The 18,335-nt window shown below is 71.0% G+C and carries 15 protein-coding genes and 2 pseudogenes; 12 read left to right on the forward strand and 5 right to left on the reverse strand.

All coding sequences use genetic code 11. The features are described from left to right. Nucleotides 1–156: 156 nt before the first annotated feature. Complete coding sequence (locus tag QQM72_RS30045; RefSeq protein WP_314223970.1) at nt 157–387, reverse strand: hypothetical protein; 231 nt, start codon at nt 385–387, stop codon at nt 157–159. Nucleotides 388–606: 219 nt separating this feature from the next. Between QQM72_RS30045 and QQM72_RS30050 the strand changes: the two genes are divergently transcribed. From QQM72_RS30050 to QQM72_RS30060, 3 genes and pseudogenes are all read left to right on the forward strand, one after another. Continuing rightward, entirely contained in the window at nt 607–1,278 is a 672-nt protein-coding gene (locus QQM72_RS30050; RefSeq protein WP_314223971.1) for a beta-glucanase, read from the forward strand. Between the two features lie 129 nt (nt 1,279–1,407). Then, the gene (locus QQM72_RS30055; protein ID WP_314223972.1) at nt 1,408–1,836 is read left to right on the forward strand and encodes a DUF6003 family protein; all 429 of its coding nucleotides are present in this window, start codon (nt 1,408–1,410) and stop codon (nt 1,834–1,836) included. 5 nt (nt 1,837–1,841) lie between these two features. Beyond that, nucleotides 1,842–2,126 (forward strand): annotated as a pseudogene (locus tag QQM72_RS30060) (EamA family transporter); the annotation flags it as partial. Nucleotides 2,127–2,219: 93 nt separating this feature from the next. Here the strand turns inward: QQM72_RS30060 and QQM72_RS30065 are convergent. The 3 genes from QQM72_RS30065 to QQM72_RS30075 are packed head-to-tail and all read right to left on the reverse strand — an operon-like array spanning nt 2,220 to nt 5,175. Then, a complete protein-coding gene (locus QQM72_RS30065; protein ID WP_314223973.1) occupies nt 2,220–2,978 on the reverse strand; it encodes an SDR family NAD(P)-dependent oxidoreductase in 759 nt (252 codons plus the stop codon). Further along, entirely contained in the window at nt 2,975–4,312 is a 1,338-nt protein-coding gene (locus tag QQM72_RS30070; protein WP_314223974.1) for an L-fuconate dehydratase, read from the reverse strand. Before QQM72_RS30070 ends, QQM72_RS30065 begins: the two co-directional genes overlap by 4 nt. An 11-nt stretch (nt 4,313–4,323) precedes the next feature. After that, complete coding sequence (locus tag QQM72_RS30075; protein ID WP_314223975.1) at nt 4,324–5,175, reverse strand: fumarylacetoacetate hydrolase family protein; 852 nt, start codon at nt 5,173–5,175, stop codon at nt 4,324–4,326. An 860-nt stretch (nt 5,176–6,035) separates the two neighbouring features. Here QQM72_RS30075 and QQM72_RS30080 point away from each other — a divergent pair. The 6 genes and pseudogenes from QQM72_RS30080 to QQM72_RS30110 form a co-directional block, all read left to right on the forward strand. Then, entirely contained in the window at nt 6,036–7,088 is a 1,053-nt protein-coding gene (locus QQM72_RS30080) for a sugar ABC transporter substrate-binding protein (protein WP_314223976.1), read from the forward strand. 92 nt (nt 7,089–7,180) lie between these two features. After that, nucleotides 7,181–8,755, forward strand: a complete 1,575-nt coding sequence (locus tag QQM72_RS30085) for a sugar ABC transporter ATP-binding protein (RefSeq protein WP_314223977.1) — start codon at nt 7,181–7,183, stop codon at nt 8,753–8,755. A gap of 2 nt (nt 8,756–8,757) precedes the next feature. Then, the gene (locus tag QQM72_RS30090) at nt 8,758–9,798 is read left to right on the forward strand and encodes an ABC transporter permease (RefSeq protein ID WP_314223978.1); all 1,041 of its coding nucleotides are present in this window, start codon (nt 8,758–8,760) and stop codon (nt 9,796–9,798) included. 320 nt (nt 9,799–10,118) lie between these two features. Continuing rightward, a complete protein-coding gene (locus QQM72_RS30095; RefSeq protein WP_314223979.1) occupies nt 10,119–13,328 on the forward strand; it encodes a glycosyl hydrolase family 95 catalytic domain-containing protein in 3,210 nt (1,069 codons plus the stop codon). Nucleotides 13,329–13,651: 323 nt separating this feature from the next. Beyond that, nucleotides 13,652–14,587, forward strand: coding sequence for an amidohydrolase family protein (locus QQM72_RS30105; protein ID WP_314223980.1), 936 nt, complete (start codon nt 13,652–13,654; stop codon nt 14,585–14,587). A gap of 39 nt (nt 14,588–14,626) precedes the next feature. Beyond that, a pseudogene (locus QQM72_RS30110) lies at nt 14,627–14,833 on the forward strand (MMPL family transporter); the annotation flags it as partial. 30 nt (nt 14,834–14,863) lie between these two features. Here the strand turns inward: QQM72_RS30110 and QQM72_RS30115 are convergent. Further along, complete coding sequence (locus tag QQM72_RS30115) at nt 14,864–15,772, reverse strand: SMP-30/gluconolactonase/LRE family protein (protein WP_314223981.1); 909 nt, start codon at nt 15,770–15,772, stop codon at nt 14,864–14,866. A gap of 86 nt (nt 15,773–15,858) precedes the next feature. On the opposite strand from QQM72_RS30115, the gene QQM72_RS30120 reads away from it, so the two are divergent. The 3 genes from QQM72_RS30120 to QQM72_RS30130 all read left to right on the forward strand — a co-directional run bounded on the left by QQM72_RS30120 (nt 15,859) and on the right by QQM72_RS30130 (nt 18,245). Continuing rightward, nucleotides 15,859–16,296, forward strand: a complete 438-nt coding sequence (locus tag QQM72_RS30120) for an Lrp/AsnC family transcriptional regulator (RefSeq protein WP_314224007.1) — start codon at nt 15,859–15,861, stop codon at nt 16,294–16,296. A gap of 418 nt (nt 16,297–16,714) precedes the next feature. Then, the gene (locus QQM72_RS30125; protein WP_314223982.1) at nt 16,715–17,479 is read left to right on the forward strand and encodes an alpha/beta hydrolase family protein; all 765 of its coding nucleotides are present in this window, start codon (nt 16,715–16,717) and stop codon (nt 17,477–17,479) included. 100 nt (nt 17,480–17,579) lie between these two features. After that, nucleotides 17,580–18,245, forward strand: coding sequence for a class I SAM-dependent methyltransferase (locus tag QQM72_RS30130; RefSeq protein ID WP_314223983.1), 666 nt, complete (start codon nt 17,580–17,582; stop codon nt 18,243–18,245). Nucleotides 18,246–18,335: the final 90 nt, after the last annotated feature.

Genomic DNA, 18,335 nt, shown 5'->3' on the forward strand with positions numbered 1-18,335 from the left:
CACGGCGACACGGTACGGACGCCTACAACGCGGTCCGCAAGGTGACCGACTTGGGCGCGAAGCCGTTGCGCTGCAGTTGATCACTCATGGGGCGCGAGCCTGTCCGTCACCACTGACACCGCCGCCCGGCAGCCGGATCCGTTCGCGGCGACGCGCTCACCGACGCTCCGGGCCGTGCTCCCACGCTTTCGGGCCGCCGCCTCGCCACTCGATGAGCGGGGACGACTCGACGTAGGCCTCGTCGGCATCGTCCAACCCGGTCTCCCGGAGGAACTCGGCGACGTCCAGCAGGCCGTAGGCCATCCCCAGGAAGTGGTCGCCGGCGCGCACCCGTCGCCCGCCGTCCGCGGCGGGTGGATAGATCACGACGGGGTGCGCAAGGCCCATGAAGACAGCGTGCGCCCCTCGCTGAACAAGCGCATGCGGGCCAACGGCGGAGTGGGCGCGCTCGATACGGACGCCGCCCGGTCCGCGCCCCGCGTGCGCTCTACGCCGAACGGGTGAATCACGGGTCGGGTGAATCCGGGCATCGCATGGCCGAGGCCGCGCTGGGGAGAAAACCGGCATGTGATGCCGTATGTACCCGGCGACAGAAGGAGCCCTCGGGTGAGCGCAGCCGTCTTCACCGCTGATTTCTCCTCCGACCGTCAGTGGGTGGCGGGCCGTTCCTGGGCCTATCCCGACGGCGGCCCCACCAATCCCGGCGACAACAAACTGGACCACCTCACGGCCGACCCCTCGTACTCCCGCACCGGCACGTTCCGTGCCACGCGCAGAGCCGACGGTCTGTGGGACGCGGGCCTGTTGACCACCGAGGAGAGCGCCGAGGGCTTCATGGTCCGCACCGGAGACCGCCTCGACACCAGGGTGCGTCTGCCCACCGGGTCGGGTTCCTGGCCGGCGATCTGGACCTGGCGTGACGGAGGCAACGAGGTGGACGTGTTCGAGTACCACCCGGACAACCCCGACCTTCTGGAGTTGAGCAACCACGTACGCGAGGCGCACAGTTACGTGCGCGACGAAGCCGTCAGCCCCGGTGGTGTCATCGATCTGAGCGTGACCTTCGGCAGGCGCAGCGTCGTCTGGTCGCTGAACGGGGAGCGGATCTTCGCCGACGGACGGGGTGTCGGGTCCTCCTGGCACGCCTACCTCATCGTCAACCTCTCGGTGTGCGCGGGCCGTTACCACCCGCCTCCGGACGACGCCGCCACCGAGTTGTCGTACGGGGTGGAGAGCCTGGTGGTGCACCGTGCCGTGGACCGGGGGTCGGGCTCCTGACGGGTGGGTGCGACGGGTCGTCGACGTCACCGGGAGAGCCGACGGTAATCCGGGTGCGGTGGGGTAGAGGGACGTCGATCGGCCCCTCCCCGTGGCGGCCGGATGTCTCCCGTCGAGAAGGAGCCGAGCATGACCGACGAGGCCTACCTGTTTCTGCTGGACGACGCCGACGTGGCGCTCGGGGTGGCTCCGGCCGCCGTCGGTGACCTCGCCTGCATGGACACCACGGCGGTACGCGCGTGGTTGAACGCGCAGGGCAGCACGGCGACGTCCCCCCGTCTGCGGCTCGTGCCGCCGGAGGAGAGGACGGCCGTTCCCGAGGGAGCGGAGCGGCTGCCGGTCCCGTTGAGCGAGGAGGAACTGAGCCGTGTGCGGCATCAGATGGCGCCGGGGGCGCACGCCGGGGTCGAGGACGAACTGCTCGCCTACCGCGACAGTGCCGAGGGCAGGGACGAGCTGATCGGGCGGGCGCTGGCCGCCGGTGTGCCGCCGCACCGCATCGTGGAACTGACCGGGGTGGATCCCGAGACGGTGACCGCGGCGGCCGACGGCCGGTGACACGCGTCCTGTTCGGCTGGGGCCTGGCACATGTCCCGGCGAGCACCGCGACCACGCTCTCGCTGCTGGAACCCGCTGTCGCGGCCGTGCTCGCCGTACTGGTCGTCGGTGAACGCCTGCCCCTGCTCGGCTGGACCGGCATCGCCCTGGTCGTCGGCTGCCTCGCCGTACTCACCGCGCCGACCGGCACCGCTCCACCGACCCGTACGGCTCCACGAGCCCGGGTGTCCGCGGCCGAGCCGGGGGGAGGGCGACGGCGGACGCCGACGCGTCAGCAGGCTGAGCGATGAGAGGCAGGGGTGTCCGGGGCCGACAGTCCCTGCCCGTGGCGCCGAACGCCGACTCGGTGACCTGTACGCCGGTGCCACCGAGCCCGCCGGTCCTCATGCCCCTGCGGCCGGGCGGAGCCGGAGTCCCTGCATACCGCCGTCGACGGCCAGGGCCGTGCCGGTCACACTGGCGGCGGCGGGACTCGCGAGATAGACGATGGCGGCGGCGACCTCGTCCGCGGTGACCAGCCGGCCCATCGGCTGCCTGGCGTGCAGCGCCGCGCGTTCGGCCTCGGGATCGTCGGCGGCGTCCAGCAGCCGGGCCACCCAGGGGGTGTCGGCGGTGCCGGGGTTGACGCAGTTGACGCGGATGCCCTCGCGGACGTGGTCGGCGGCCATCGCCAGGGTCAGCGACAGCACGGCTCCCTTGCCGGCGGAGTACAGGGCGCGCTGCGGCAGGCCCGCCGTGGCGGCGATGGAGCAGGTGTTGACCACGGCGGCATGGGGCGAGCGCCGCAGATACGGCAGGGCCGCACGGGTCGTGCGCACCATGCCGATCACATTGACGTCCAGGACGTGGTGCCACTGTTCGTCGGGGTTGTCCTCGACGGTTCCGGCGGCACCGATACCCGCGTTGTTGACGAGGATGTCCAGGCCGCCGAGCCGCCCGGCCGCTTCTTCGACCGCGGCCCGTACCGAGGCGTCGTCCGTGACGTCGGCCTTGAGCGCCGGCATCGGCTCCGGTACCCCGGCCGGCTCCCGGTCGAGTACGGCGACCCGGGCGCCCCGCTCGGCCAGCAGCCCTGCCGTGGCCAGTCCGATGCCGGACGCGCCGCCGGTCACGAGAGCCCTGAGACCCGACAGGCCGGTCATGAGGTCGCGTTCCCTTCGGCGAGGTCGGCGGCCCAGAAGGCGCCGTCGGGGTAGCGGTACTCGGCCAGGGACGCGGGGTGCATCGCGGCGGAGAAGCCGGGGGACAGCGGCGCGCTGTAGTGGCCGTCGCGGATCACCGCCGGTGTGACGAAGTGTTCGTGGAGGTGGTCGACGTACTCGATGACCCGGTTCTCGGTCGTGCCGGACAGGGCCAGGTAGTCGAACATCGACAGGTGCTGCACCAGCTCGCACAGCCCGACACCGCCGGCGTGCGGGCACACCGGCACCCCGAACTTCGCGGCCAGCAGCAGGATCGCCAGGTTCTCGTTGACGCCTCCGACGCGAGCGGCGTCGATCTGGAGGATGTCGAGGGCGCCGGCCTGGAGCAGTTGCTTGAAGACGATGCGGTTCTGGACGTGCTCACCGGTGGCGACCTTCACGGGCGCGACGCCCGCACGGACGGCGGCGTGGCCGAGGATGTCGTCCGGACTGGTGGGTTCCTCGATCCAGTACGGGTCGAACTCCCCGAGGGCCCGGACCCACTCGATGCCCTCGCCGACGTTCCAGCGCTGGTTGGCGTCGATGGCGATACGGATGCCGTCACCGACGGCGGCGCGGGCGGTGCGCAGCCGCCGGATGTCGTCCGCCAGGTCGGCGCCGACCTTGAGCTTGATCTGGGTGAAGCCGTCGGCGACCGCTTCCTTGGCGAGTCGGGTGAGCTTCTCGTCGGAGTAGCCGAGCCAGCCCGGCGAGGTGGTGTACCCGGGATAGCCGCGCTCCAGCAGGGCCGCCTCGCGCTCGGCGAGCCCGGCACGTCCGTCCCGCAGCAGGGTCAGGGCGTCCTCGGGGGTGAGGGCGTCGGCGATGTAGCGGAAGTCGACCTGGGAGACCAGCCATTCGGGGTCGGCGTGGGCGAGCAGACGCCACAGCGGCTGCCCGGCCCGTTTGGCGGTGAGGTCCCACACCGCGTTCACCACCGCCCCGATCGCCATATGCATGACGCCCTTCTCGGGGCCGAGCCAGCGCAGCTGGCTGTCGCCGATCAGATCGCGGTTGAGCGATCCCGGATCGGCGCACAGTTCCTCGACGGAACGGCCCAGCAGATGCGGGCGCAGGGCGCCGAGCGCCGCGACCTGGACGTCGTTGCCGCGCCCGATCGTGAACGTGAAGCCGTGCCCTTCGAGCCCGTCGCCGGCGTCGGTGCGCAGCACCACGTAGGCGGCCGAGTAGTCGGGGTCCGGGTTCATCGCGTCGGAGCCGTCCAGTTCCCGGGAGGTGGGGAAGCGGATGTCGTGCGTGTCGACCGAGATGATCCGGGCGGAAGTTGCAGACAAGGGGGTGCCTTTCACGCTTGGCCGAAGGTCTGCCGCTGGCCGCCGAGCCCGTCGATCTCTAGCTCGACGGTGTCGCCGGGACGGAGGTAGGGAGTGCCGGGCAGGCCGAGGGCCACACCCGCGGGCGTACCCGTGTTGATCACGTCACCCGGCTCCAGGACCATGTACTGGCTCAGGTACGACACGAGGTGGTGGACCGGGAAGATCATGTCGCGGGTGTGGCCGTGCTGGCGCTTGACGCCGTTCACGGTCAGCCGGAGTCCCAGGTCCTGCGGGTCGGCGACCTCGTCGGCGGTGACCAGCCACGGGCCCAGCGGGTTGAACGTCTCGCAGGACTTGCCCAGGTCCCACTGCGGCGAGTACTCGAGCTGGAACTCCCGCTCGGAGACGTCGTGGCTGACCGCGTATCCCGCGATCATCCCCGGCGCCTCCCCGGGCCCCGCCAGACAGCGGGCACGCCGTCCGATGACGACCGCGAGTTCGACCTCCCAGTCGGTCTTCCGGGAGCCGCGTGGGACCAGCACCTCGTCACGGGGGCCGACGACGGTGCCCGGGTCCTTGAGGAAGACCACCGGACGGGCCGGGATCGCGGCCCCGGTCTCGGCGGCGTGGTCGCGGTAGTTCAGGCCGACGCAGACGATCTTTCCCGGCCTGGCGACGGGCGCGCCGACGCGCAGGCCTTCCGCGTCGAGTTGCGGCAGAGCGCCCGCCTCGACCGCCGCGCGCGCCCGGTCGACACCGCCGCAGGAGAGGAAGGCGCCGTCGATCTCGCGGGTCACCGGGCTCAGGTCCAGCAGCCGGCCGTCGTCGACGCGGACCGCTGGCCGCTCCTCTCCCGGGGGTCCGACGCGTAGCAGTTTCACTGAGCAACTCCCTTGCCATGGGCGCTTCGTCCGCGAGTGCGCTTCCGTGCCGTGAAGAGCCGCCGGGCGAGCAGGCCGGGCCTCGTCGCGCGGGTCACCAGCCGGATCACGCGCACGGTCGGGACTCGACCAGGATTCATCGGAGGAATGACGACCCCGTGACTGTAAGGGCTCCCGAGTGTCTGGGCAATGCAGTCCTCGGATGTATCCGCCGTGGCCCGGTCGTTCCCGCCGGAGCGCGCAGGGATTCGTCCTTATTCGTCGGGGAAGCCTCGTGGGCCTGGCGTGGCCCATCGGACGAATGTCCGCCGAGTCCGTCGCGCGACGGACTCGGCGGACTCTCCTGTTCGGCGACGGCGCCCCCACCGCCGAGGCGCCTCATGCGCCCGTCGCGGTGGCGTCGGCTGCCCCAGGCCCCCCGGCATCGTTTTCCGAGAGGGGGACTGTGCCGAATCGTGAACTCCGAAGCCTGTCGCCTCCCGTGCGGACGGGGGAGGACGAGCCCAGCTCAGACCCGATCACACCTGTGCGATCGGCGTTGCCGGTCGGACTGGTGGACGTGTGCGGGGTGCCGCCGTGGAAATCGTTGGGGGACGGACTCTTGTCAACGTCGGCAACGCCGCCGTAACGTCCACGTCGTCCCGGATACATCGGAGGAATCGGCTGCGCTGGCTCTCTCGGCTCTTCAGTACCGCTTTCTCGGCCCTCCCCTTCACCCTCATCCCATCCCCGCCGGCACGGTCCGCGCATGCCTTCGGCAGCGGCCGCCTTCACGGTTCGAGTCTTCGTCCCGCCCACATGGCGCGGACGCCTCTGCCGCCGCGCACCGCCCTGCCCTGGCTAAGGAGAAACACACGGCCATGAAGCTCGCTCGCACCCGTTCCGCCGCCGCAGCCGCCGGCACCGTCCTCGTGACGCTCGCCCTCGTCACCGCATGCAACCGCGAGAGCACCGGCTCGGGTGCCGCGGGCGGCGCGGACAAGCCCGCCGTCGGCATCGACCTGCCGCGCTCCGACTCGGACTTCTGGAACTCCTACGCCGACTACGTGAAGAAGGACGTCAAGGCCGACGGCGTCAACGCGCTGCCGCTGAGCAACTCGCAGAACGACGTCACCAAGCTGGTGGCCAATGTGCAGGTGTTCCAGAACACGGGCGCCAAGGCGATCGTCATGGCTCCCCAGGACACCGGCGCCATCGCCTCCACGCTCGACACGCTCGCCTCGAAGAAGATCCCCGTGGTCAGTGTCGACACCCGCCCCGACAAGGGGGACGTCTACATGGTCGTACGCGCCGACAACAAGGCGTACGGCACCAAGGCCTGCGAGTTCCTCGGCAAGCAGCTCGGCGGCACGGGGAAGGTCGCCGAACTCCAGGGCGCCCTCGACTCCATCAACGGGCGCGACCGCTCCGAGGCCTTCGCCGCCTGCATGAAGGAGAAGTTCCCGAAGATCGAGGTGTTCGAGCTGCCCACCGACTGGAAGGGCGACGTGGCCTCGGCCAAGCTCCAGAGCCTGCTTGCCCAGCACCCCGACCTGAACGGCATCTACATGCAGGCGGGCGGTGTGTTCCTGCAGCCGACCCTGGCCCTGCTGGAGCAGAAGGGCCTGCTCAAGCCGGCCGGGCAGAAGGGGCACATCTCGATCATCTCCAACGACGGCATCCCGCAGGAGTTCGACGCGATCCGCCAGGGCCGGATCGACGCGACCGTCTCCCAGCCCGCCGACCTCTACGCCGAGTACGCGCTGTACTACGCCCAGGCGGCGGCCGACGGCAAGACCTTCAAGGCGGGGAAGACCGACCACGACTCCACGATCATCGAGATCCCGAACGGTCTCGAGGACCAGCTGCCCGCCCCGCTGGTCACCAAGGACAACGTCGAGGACAAGACGCTGTGGGGCAACAACGTCGGCTAGCGACCGGCCCCGACGGCAGGCACGCGGAGGGCCGGCGCCCCCGTCCCTCCGCCCCGTACCCCCGCATCCGGACCAGAAGGACGGTATTCACCATGGCGGACTCCGCGACCGCCCCGGCGACCGGCACCGTGAGCCGCGCCCCGGTGGCCGAGGCGACCGGAATCAGCAAACGGTACGGCGCCACCGTCGCCCTGCGCGACGCCCGCATCAGCATCGCCGAGGGCGAGTCGCACGCCCTGGTCGGACGCAACGGCGCGGGCAAGTCGACGCTCGTGTCCATCCTCACCGGACTTCAGCAGCCCGACACCGGCGCCCTGCGCTTCTCCGGCGAACCGGCGCCCGCCTTCGGCGACATCGACGCCTGGCGGTCCAGGGTGGCCTGCGTCTACCAGCGGTCCACGATCATCGGGGAGCTGACCGTCGCCGAGAACCTCTTCCTCAACCGGCAGAGCGACGCCGCGTTGCGCCCCATTCGCTGGAAGGATCTGCGGAACCGCGCCGAGCAGCTCCTCGGCGAGTACGCAGTGGACGTCGACCCCATGGTCCGGGCCCGCCATCTCACCGTGGAGCAGCGGCAGTTCGTCGAGATCGCACGGGCCCTTTCCTTCGGCGCCCGGTTCATCATCCTGGACGAGCCGACCGCCAAGCTGGACGCCCGCGGCATCGACCGGCTCTTCGACAAGCTCCGGGACCTCCAACGGCAGGGTGTCGCCTTCCTCTTCATCTCCCACCACCTGCAAGAGGTCTACGACCTGTGCACCACGGTCACCGTCTACCGCGACGCGGCCCACATCCGCACCGCGGCGGTGGCCGGACTCGGCAAGCACGAGCTGGTCGAGGCCATGACCGGCGAGTCCGCCACGACGACGGGCGCCGACGAGGCGAGGACGGCCTCCCCGGCCGGCGCCGAGGAGCTCCTGGCCGTCGACCGGCTTACCCTGACCGGCACCTGCCGAGACCTGTCGCTCTCCGTCCGCACCGGTGAGGTGGTCGGCCTCGCGGGCGCGACGGCCAGCGGCAACGTCCAGGTGGGGGAGGCCGTCGCCGGACTGCACCGCGCCGACGGAGGCAGGATCTCGGTCGCCGGCCGGACCGTCCGCACCGGCAGCGTCCCGGCGGCCCTCACCGCGGGCGTCGGCCTGGTGCCGGAGGACCGGCACGTCCAGGGTCTCGTCCACGATCGCAGCGTCGCGGAGAACGCGACCCTCACCGTCACCGACCAGCTCGGCCCGTTCGGCACCGTCCTGCCGGCCCGTACCCGCACCTTCGCCCAGCGCATGATCCGCGATCTCGACATCAAGACGCCGGGTGCGGGCACCGCCGTCTCCGCGCTCTCCGGCGGCAACCAGCAGAAGGTCGTCGTGGCCCGGGCCCTGGCCACCGACCCCCATGTCCTGGTCGCCATCCGGCCCACCAACGGAGTGGACGTCAAGTCCAAGGAGTTCCTGCTCGCAAGGATCCGTGGGGTCGCCGAGACCGGGAAGGCCGCGCTGATCGTCTCCGACGAACTGGACGACCTCAGGGCGTGCGACCGGGTCGTGGTCATGTTCCACGGACGCGTGGTCGCGGAGTTCGACCGCGGCTGGAAGGACGAACAGATGGTCGCCGCCATGGAGGGCGTCGCCGGTAGCCCCACAGCAGCCGACACCGAAGAGCACGGAAGGTAGTCATGTCCGCCACCACCGATGTCACCGACCCCGCAGCGAGCGTTGGGCGGACAACCGCCGAGGGCACCCGGCGCGGACTCGATCTCGGCCGCTTCCGTGAACTGTCCCTGGTCCCGGCCATCCTGGTCCTCGGCCTGATCGGGTTCATCGTCTCCCCGGCCTTCCTCACCTCCGACAACCTCATCGGCGTGGCCCAGCAGTCCACCGAGCTGAGCCTGCTGGTCCTCGCCACGGCGCTGATCCTGATCGTCGGCCGGATGGACCTGTCCCTGGAGTCCACGATCGGGGTGGCACCCGTCATCGCCGTCTGGCTGGTCCTGCCCACCAGCGGCGGCCGGTTCAACGGCCTGGGTCTCCTTCCGCAGTGGACGGCGATCCCGCTCTGTCTCCTGGTCGGCGTGGCGATCGGCGCCCTCAACGGCTTCCTCATCCTCAAGCTGCGCCTCAACGGGTTCATCGTCACGCTCGGCGGGCTGACCATGCTGCGCGGACTCCAAGTGGCCCTCTCCGAAGGCCAGTCCATCGTGGATCTGCCGCCCTCCTTCACCTACCTGGGCAAGGCCTCCTGGCTGGGCGTCCCGGCCGCCATCTGGATCTGCGCGGTACTGTTCGCCGCCGGCGGGTGCGCGCTGGCCTGGCTGCGGCACGGACGGGCGCTCTACGCGATCGGCGGCAACGCGGAGGCCGCCCGGACCGCCGGCATCCGGGTCGACCGGATCGTGTGGGTCGTCCTGATCATCGGCAGTCTGCTGGCCGCGTTCGCCGGCATCCTCTACAGCGGTCACTACGGTTCCATCTCCGCCACCCAGGGCAGCGGCTGGATCTTCCAGGTGTTCGCCGCGACGGTCATCGGCGGGGTCAGCCTCAACGGCGGCAAGGGCTCGGTGTTCGGCGCGCTCACCGGTGTGCTGACCCTCCAACTGGTCGTCAACGTGATGACGCTGGCGGGCGTACCGCCGCTGTGGAACCAGTTCCTCAACGGCGCGATCATCATCGTCGCGCTGATCATCTCCCGCTTCGCCTCCGGCGAGAAGCAGGAGTAGACGCGGTACCCGGGGCGTCGCGCGCGTTCGTTCCGGGGCGCGTGGAGCTCCGCCGTGTTCCTTCGGGACCCAGCCGCGTTCGCACGTGACGCACTGTTGGCCGTCTCCGCCGCGACGGTCCAGGTTGCCGCCGTCGAGCACTGGCGCGCGGCGAGCCGGACCGAGGCGGACACGCCGTCGGGCGACGGCGGATCACACCTCTATACATCCGATCTGTCTTCCCGAGGGGATGGTCGGAGATGACAATATCCTCGATATCTATCGATGGCACCGCTGCTCCCTCCGTGAAAGAGCCGATGAATGGGCCGGGAGATCTTACTGTGATCAATGAACCCCCACCGCCGAGACGAAGCATCCTCAAGGTCGGCGGTGCGCTCGCCGTCGCGCCACTGGCCACGCGGCTGACGGGCGCCACGCCTACCGGACAGGCCGTCGCCGCCGGGGCCCACGCGGCGGCGGGCATCCAGTGGCCGACCCTGTCACGCAAGGCGCTGACGTACTCCGTCCCCGCCGCGGACTGGCAGTCGCAGGCCCTGCCGATCGGCAACGGCCGGCTCGGCGCCATGCTTTTCGCCGATCCCCACGAGGAGCGCATCCAGTTCAACGAGCAGAGTCTGTGGGGCGGGGCCAACGACTACGACAACGCGCTCGCCGGCAAGCCGGACAGCGATTTCGACACCGGCATGACCGGCTTCGGCTCGTACCGCGACTTCGGCGACCTCGTCGTCACCTTCGCTTCCCGTCCCAAGCCCAGGGTCACGGCCCCGGGAGGACCGTACAGTTCCTCTCCCTCGGAGGGTGTCGACAAGACGTACGACGGCGAATCGAGCACCAAGTGGTGCATCGAGGGGCCCGGAGCGACGGTGCGGTGGCAGGTCGAGCTCCCCGCCCCCGTCGTCGTCGCCTCCTACCGGCTGACGAGCGCCAACGACGTGCCGCAGCGCGACCCGCAGGAGTGGACGTTCTCCGGTTCAGCCGACGGCGCCACCTGGACCACGCTGGACAGCCGCACCCTGGAGGCGCCCTTCGAGAGCCGCTTCCAGACCAGGGAATTCACCAGTGCGCACAGCGGGCCCTACCGCTTCTACCGGTTCGACTTCGTCCCCAAGGCGGGCGTCAGCCACTTCCAGGTGAGCGAGATCGGCCTGGCCGGCGTGGACCTCGGCGGGGACACCTCGCTCTACCTGTCGTCGCCGAGCGGGCACTCGCAGGGATCCGGGGCCCGGCCCGGCAGCCGGGGCACGGACATCTCCCGTTCGGTGGACCGCGATCCGGCCACCGTCTGGCGGGTCGACGGCTCCGCACCCGCCGTCGTATGGCAGGCCGACCTGCCCCGCCCGGCCGTCGTCACCTCGTACACGCTGACGGCGGCCCCCGACCGTCCGCGCGACGACCCCCGGCGGTGGACGCTCGAGGCGTCGCAGGACGGGAGCACCTGGACGCCCCTCGACACGCGGAACCCGGGGGCGCCCTTCGCCGGCCGCGGCGAGAGCCGGACCTTCCCCCTCACCAACAGCACGGCCTACCGCGTCTACCGGCTCACCCTGACCCCCGGCGCGTCCTCCACCGGCTGCCAGATCGCGGAGATCGCGCTGGAGGGCGAGGGCTTCGACACCCGCGCCCAGCGCGCGATCGTCGACTACCGGCGCACCCTCGACTTCGGCGACGGCCTCCACGTCACCCGCTTCGGCGCGCCGGGACAGCGCGTCCTGCGGGAGGCCTTCGCCGGCCGGTCCGCGGACGTCATGGTCTTCCGGTACACGGCGGACAGCGCCGAGGGACTCTCCGGGGTGATCTCGCTGACCTCCGCGCAGGACCAGGCCCCGACGACAGCCGACGCCGGCGCCGGGCGGATCGCCTTCAGCGGTGTGATGGGCAACGGACTCAAGCACGCCTGCGCCGTGCGGGCGGTACACACCGACGGCGAGCTCAGCACCGACGGGGCGGTACTGAGGTTCAGCGGCTGCACGACCCTGACCCTGTTCCTCGACGCACGCACCGACTACCGGCTCGACGCCGCCGCCGGGTGGCGCGGAGCCGCTCCGGAACCGATCGTGGACAGGGCGCTCGACAAGGCGGCCGCCCGGCCCTACGCCAAGCTGCGCGCCCGGCACATCGCCGAGACGCGTGCCCTCATGAACCGCGTCTCGGTCACCTGGGGCACCTCCCCGGCCGCCGTCCTCGCGCTGCCCACCGACGCCAGGCTGGCGCGTTACGCGGCGGGCGGGGAGGACCCGACACTCGAACAGACGATGTTCGACCACGGCCGGTACCTGCTGATCAGCTCCTCCCGCCCGAACGGCCTGCCCGCCAACCTCCAGGGCCTGTGGAACGACCGGAACCAGCCGGCCTGGGCCTGCGACTACCACACCAACATCAATGTCCAGATGAACTACTGGGGAGCCGAGACGACGAACCTGTCGGAGTGTCACGAGGCGCTCGTCGGGTTCATCGAGCAGGTGGCGGTGCCGAGCCGCGTGGCGACCCGCAACGCCTTCGGCCAGGACACCCGCGGCTGGACCGCCCGCACCAGCCAGAGCATCTTCGGCGGCAACTCGTGGGAGTGGAACACCGTCGCGAGCGCCTGGTACGCCCAGCACCTCTACGAGCACTGGGCGTTCACCCAGGACGCGACCCATCTCCGTACCGTCGCCTACCCGATGATCAAGGAGATCTGCGAGTTCTGGGAGGACCATCTCAAGGAGCGTGAGGACGGACTCCTCGTCGCACCGAACGGCTGGTCCCCGGAGCACGGGCCGCGCGAGGACGGCGTCATGTACGACCAGCAGATCATCTGGGACCTGTTCCAGAACTACCTCGACTGCGAGGCGGCTCTGAAGGCGGATCCCGCCTACCGGACCAAGGTCGCGGACATGCAGGCACGCCTCGCGCCGAACCGGATCGGCCGGTGGGGCCAGCTCCAGGAGTGGCAGGAGGACATCGACAGCCCCGACGACATCCACCGCCACACCTCGCACCTGTTCGCGGTCTACCCGGGCCGCCAGATCACCCCGCGGACGCCCGACCTCGCCGCCGCGGCCCTCGTCTCCCTCAAGGCGCGGTGCGGCGAGAAGGAGGGCGTCCCGTTCACGGCCGCGACGGTCTCCGGCGACAGCCGCCGCTCATGGACCTGGCCCTGGCGGGCGGCCCTCTTCGCCCGCCTCCGTGACGGCCGGCGCGCCCAGGTCATGCTGCGCGGACTGCTGACCTACAACACGCTGCCCAACCTGTTCTGCAACCACCCGCCCTTCCAGATGGACGGCAACTTCGGCATCTCGGGCGCCGTGGCGGAGATGCTCCTGCAGAGCCACGGCGCAGTGATCGACCTGCTGCCCGCCCTGCCGGACGGCTGGAAGGCGGAGGGATCCTTCACCGGGCTGCGGGCCCGGGGCGGCTACGAGGTTAGCTGTGCGTGGCGGAACGGAAAGGTGACGTCCTACAGGATCGTGGCCGACCGGGCGCGGAACCGGAAGGACGTCACCGTACGGGTGAACGGCGTCGACAGGAGGGTGAAGCCGGACAGGCCCTGACGGCGGCACCGGCTCGCGGCGGCAGCGGCCCCGCCGACGGCCGTCCGCCGCCCGAAGCGCGGCGACCGGACCGTCGGCCGGCCCGGTCGTTGCCTCCGCCCGCCGACGGCCCGTGCGGGCTGCGGTCCGCACCGGCGCCTCGTCCAGACGGGCCGCCTCGGCGATCGGACACCCGGCGAACCCACGGCCGCGCCCTGCGCACCCGCGTCCGCCATGGCCAGGCCGGCTCCGCTGACCACCAAGGCCTCGGGTGACGGATCCCTCACGGATTCCCCGCGCGAAGGAGTGGACCAGCCGCCTCACCCGGGCCGATCGTGGGCGCCATGGACGATCACCGCACGGAACCCGTCGACCCCGGCGGTACCGCCGAAGCCACCGCTGTGGGAGAGGAGGCCCGGGAGGTGCGCGGCTTCTGGGGCCGCCTCGGTCTTCCCGGCCTCGTCGACGTCCACACGCACTTCATGCCCGAGCGGGTCCTGCGCAAGGTCTGGGCCTACTTCGACGCGCTCGGACCGCGGACCGGCGGGCTCGAGTGGCCGATCACCTACCGGAACGAGGAGAGCGAACGGACGGCCCTGCTGAGGGAGTTCGGCGTACGGGCCTTCACCGCGATGCTCTACCCGCACAAGCCGGGCATGGCCCGGTGGCTGAACGGCTGGGCGGCCGACTTCGCCCGCCGCACGCCCGACTGTCTGCACACCGCCACCCTTTACCCCGAGCCGGGCGTCGAGACCTACGTCCGGGAGGCCGTCGAGGCGGGCGCGCGCGTCTTCAAGGCGCATGTCCAGGTGGGGGCGTACGACCCGGCCGACGAACTCCTGGATCGGACATGGGGGTTGCTGGCCGAGGCCGGGATCCCCGTCGTGATCCACTGCGGCTCCGGGCCCGCGCCGGGCAAGCACACCGGACCCGAGCCGATCGCCCGGGTGCTGGCGCGGCACCCCCGGCTGCGACTGGTCGTCGCGCACCTGGGGATGCCCGAGTACGAGGAGTTCCTCGGTCTCGCCGAACGGTACGGGGAGGTGCGGCTGGACACGACGATGACGTTCACCGACTTCGCCGAGGAGCTGATGCCTTTCCCCGGCAGGGCCCTGCCCCGGCTGGCCGGACTCGGCGACCGTGTCCTGCTCGGCTCCGACTTCCCCAACATCCCCTATCCGTACGTGCACCAGCTCCACGCCCTGGAGCGGCTGGGCCTCGGGGACGACTGGCTGCGCGCGGTGTGCCACGACAACGCGGCAGAGCTGTTCGGCCTGTGAGAGCCCCGACGGGGTTCTCGCCGCCCCGGGGCTGCCGTCGGCGGCGCCACCGCCGACGGTGCCCCCGCCCGGGTGGTGTTCGTCGCCCCCGACGGCCGGCAGGTCACCGCCGCCGAGAAGGCGGTGATCGAGGAGACGGTGGACGCTCTGGGCCAGGGCCCGCGGGTGGCCGGCGTCGCGGACCCCTACGAGACGAAGGCCGTCAGCGAGGACGGCTCCACCGCGTACGCCACCGTCCCGGGACGCGGTGTCCCGGACCGCGGTCGGACGTGCGCCCTAGACGCGGGGCGCTCCCGTCACCGACATCATCAGCGAGTACAGCGAGGTGGTGGCGGTGATGAACATGCGGTTGTTCTTCGGCCCGCCGAAGGTGATGTTGGAGACCGGTTCCGGCACCCGGAGCCGTCCGATGAGGGTGCCGTCGGGGTCGTAGCAGTGAACGCCGTCCTCCAGGGCGGCGGCCCACAGGCGGCCCTGGTCGTCCAGGCGGATGTTGTCGAAGTGGACGCCCGCTCGTGCTTCGGCGAAGACCTCCTGCCCGGAGAGCGTGCCGTCGGCGTGCACGTCGAAGGCGTGGACGCGGGCGGCTCGCGAGTCGGAGACGTACAGCCGCTTCTCGTCCGGTGACAGGATGACGCCGTTGGGTCCTTCGAAGCCGTCGGCGGCGAGGTGCACCCGGCCCGTCGCCGGGTCGATCCGGTAGACGTTGCAGGCGCCGATCTCGGACTCGGCCCGATGACCCTCGTAGTCGCTGGTGATGCCGAAGTCCGGGTCGGAGAACCAGAGGGTGCCGTCGGAGCGCACGACGGAGTCGTTGGGGCTGTTGAGCCGCTTGCCCTCGAAACGCTCGGCCAGGACCGTCACCGTGCCGTCCGGCTCGGTACGGGTGACCCGGCGGTTGCCCTGCTCGCAACTGACCAGGCGGCCCTGCCGGTCGAGGGTGTTGCCGTTGCTGTGTCCGGCCGGGGCGCGGAAGACGCCGACCGTCCCGGTGGCCTCGTCCCAGCGCAGGATGCGGTCGTTCGGGATGTCGCTCCAGATCACCTGGCGCCAGGCGGGCAGGTACAGCGGACCCTCTGCCCAACGGCAGTCGTCGTGCAGCACCTCCAGCCTGCCGTCGCCGTTCGTGCAGCGTCCGGTACGGAAGCGGTCGTCCAGGATCTCGTACAGGCCATCGGCGGGCATCGGCGTCCCTTCGCATACGCTGAGCAGGATCCTATTCAACGTAACACGTAGATCACCGAACAGGATATGGTCAGAGCATGAAGCAGATAGATGACATCGACCGTGGCCTGATCGCGCTGCTCCAGAAGGACGCGACCCGGTCCTACGCCGAGTTGGGCAAGGGGGTCGGTCTGTCTGCGGGTGCCGCCCATGAGCGAGTGCGCCGGCTGCGGGAGCACGGGGTCATCAGGTCCACCACGATCGACGTGGACCCCGCAGCCCTCGACCGAGGGGTCCTCGCCTTCGTGCTCGTCGACTCGACGGCCTGGATGGGCGACCGCGCCGAGGACTTCGCCGGCGTACCGGAGATCCAGGAGGCCCACGTCATCGCGGGCAGCGCGGCGGTCCTGGTGAAGGTGCGCACGGCGAGCACGGAACGACTCCAGGACGTGTTGCGCCGTCTGTACGCGATCGACGGGGTCAGCGGCACCCAGGCGACCGTCGTCCTGGAGACGTTCTTCGAACGGCCCCTGGACGCCGGGTAGGCTCGCTGCGCGACCGCGGTTCAGGTGCCTCCGGCCCGCCGAGCGGCTTCCACGGCACCCGCGGGGGCCGAGCGGGATTCCCGACCCGGCTCTCGTGACGCGGGGATCCGTCCCGGTGTGCGGTGGCAGGACGGGGCTGCGCTGGGGCGTTGAGGGCAGCGGTCGGGATGCGGGCCGAACGGGGTTCAGGGAGCGGGGAGTTGGGCCCGAAAATCGACCCGCTTCGCGTGATGGGGAAAGCGCTGCCGGGTTGAGGATCGGGATGGTAGCTTGCAGTCGACCGTGACACCGCCCGAGGAGGTGAGACCCATGACCGTCGTATCGATGTGGGTGCTCTCCCTTCCCGTCACGGCCGGCGACTGACGTAGGTGTCGCCGGGAGCGCCTCGACAACAAGGCACTCCCGAAAGGCAACACCTGTGCACCCTCCGCAGTTCACCGCAGAGTCGTCGTCGAACGGCATGATCCAGCGCGACTTCACCGTGGGCGACGTCCCCGGAGTCCTCTGGTCGCCGGCCTCCGGCGTCGATCACGCGCCCCTGGTCCTGCTGGGCCACGGCGGCGGCAACCACAAAGAGCATCCCGCGATGGCGGGCCGCGCCCACCTCCTCGTGACCGGCTGCGGCTTCCATGTCGCCGTCATCGACGCGCCCGGTCACGGCGACCGGCCGCGCACCGCGCGCGACGAGCAGGAGATCGCCGAGCTGCGCAGGGCGCAGGCGGCGGGCGAGCCGGAAGGCCCGATCGTCGTCCGGTACAACGCCCGCCTGGCGGAGCTCGCCGTGCCCGAGTGGCAGGCGACCCTGGACGCCCTTCAGCAGCTTCCGGAGATCGGCGCAGACGGGCCGGTGGGCTACTTCGGCGTCGGCCTGGGCACCGCGATCGGGGTGCCGCTGGCGGCGGTCGAGCCCAGGATCACGGCCGCGGTCTTCGGCCTGATGTGGCCCGACGCCCTGGTCGAGACGGCGAAGCGGATCACCGTCCCGATCGAGTTCGGCCTGCAGTGGGACGACGAGCGCATCCCGCGTGAGGCCGGCCTCGCGCTGTTCGACGCCTTCGCCTCGCAGGAGAAGACGCTGCACGCCAACGCGGGCGGACACTTCGACTTCCCCAGGTTCGAGGCCGACAGCGCGGTCCGGTTCTTCGCCCGGCAGCTGAGCCGGGCGGTCACCTCGCCGGCCTGAAGGTGAGCGGCGGCGGCGTCCGGCCTCCCCCTTCGGGCGCCGCGAGCCGGGATCGTGATTCTCCCGGCTCGCCCCGGGGCCAGGAACTACTGTCGCGTGCATGGTCGAACACAGTGCCCTCAGCGTCACCCGTCAGGCATACGACGCTGTCGCCCCCACCTACGCGCAGATGTTCCGCGACTCGCTGCGTGACAGTCCTCTGGACCGCGCGATCCTGGGTGTCTTCGCCGAGGCCGTCAGCGCGAGCGGGGACGACGGCCAGGTCGCGGACCTGGGGTGCGGGCCTGGTCATGTCACCGCCCATCTCGATGAGTTGGGGCTGTCGGCGTTCGGTGTCGACGCCTCTCCCGCGATGATCGAGTTGGCTCGGCAGGCTTATCCGCGCCTGCGGTTCGACGTGGGCTCGATGGCCGCGTTGGACATCGCTGACGGTGTGCTGGGCGGCGTGCTCTCCCGTTGGTCCATCATCCACACTCCGCCGCAGGAACTCCCCGTCGTCCTGGCGGAGTTCCATCGTGTGCTGGCACCCGGCGGCCACCTTCTCGTCGGCTTTTCGGCCACCGAGGGCCTGTCGCACCCGACGCAGGTCTTCGATCACACCGTCGCGCCGGCCTATCGGTGGTGGCCCGATCACCTCGCCGCGATGCTGCGCACGTCCGGGTTGGCCGAGGTGGCCCGGACGGTTCGCGAGCCCCAGCCCACCGACCGCCGGCAGTTCCAGGAGGTTCACCTGCTCGCCCGCAAAGCACGGGCAGAAACTGCCTGACGCACACACGGCCGCCTCCGACCGGCCGGCCGGTCGGAGGCGAGACCCGCGTCCGCGTTCCCGGCAGTCGAGCTGCCGGGAACGCGGCGT

This window comes from Streptomyces zaehneri, assembly GCF_032248645.1.
Taxonomy (GTDB): domain Bacteria; phylum Actinomycetota; class Actinomycetes; order Streptomycetales; family Streptomycetaceae; genus Streptomyces; species Streptomyces coriariae.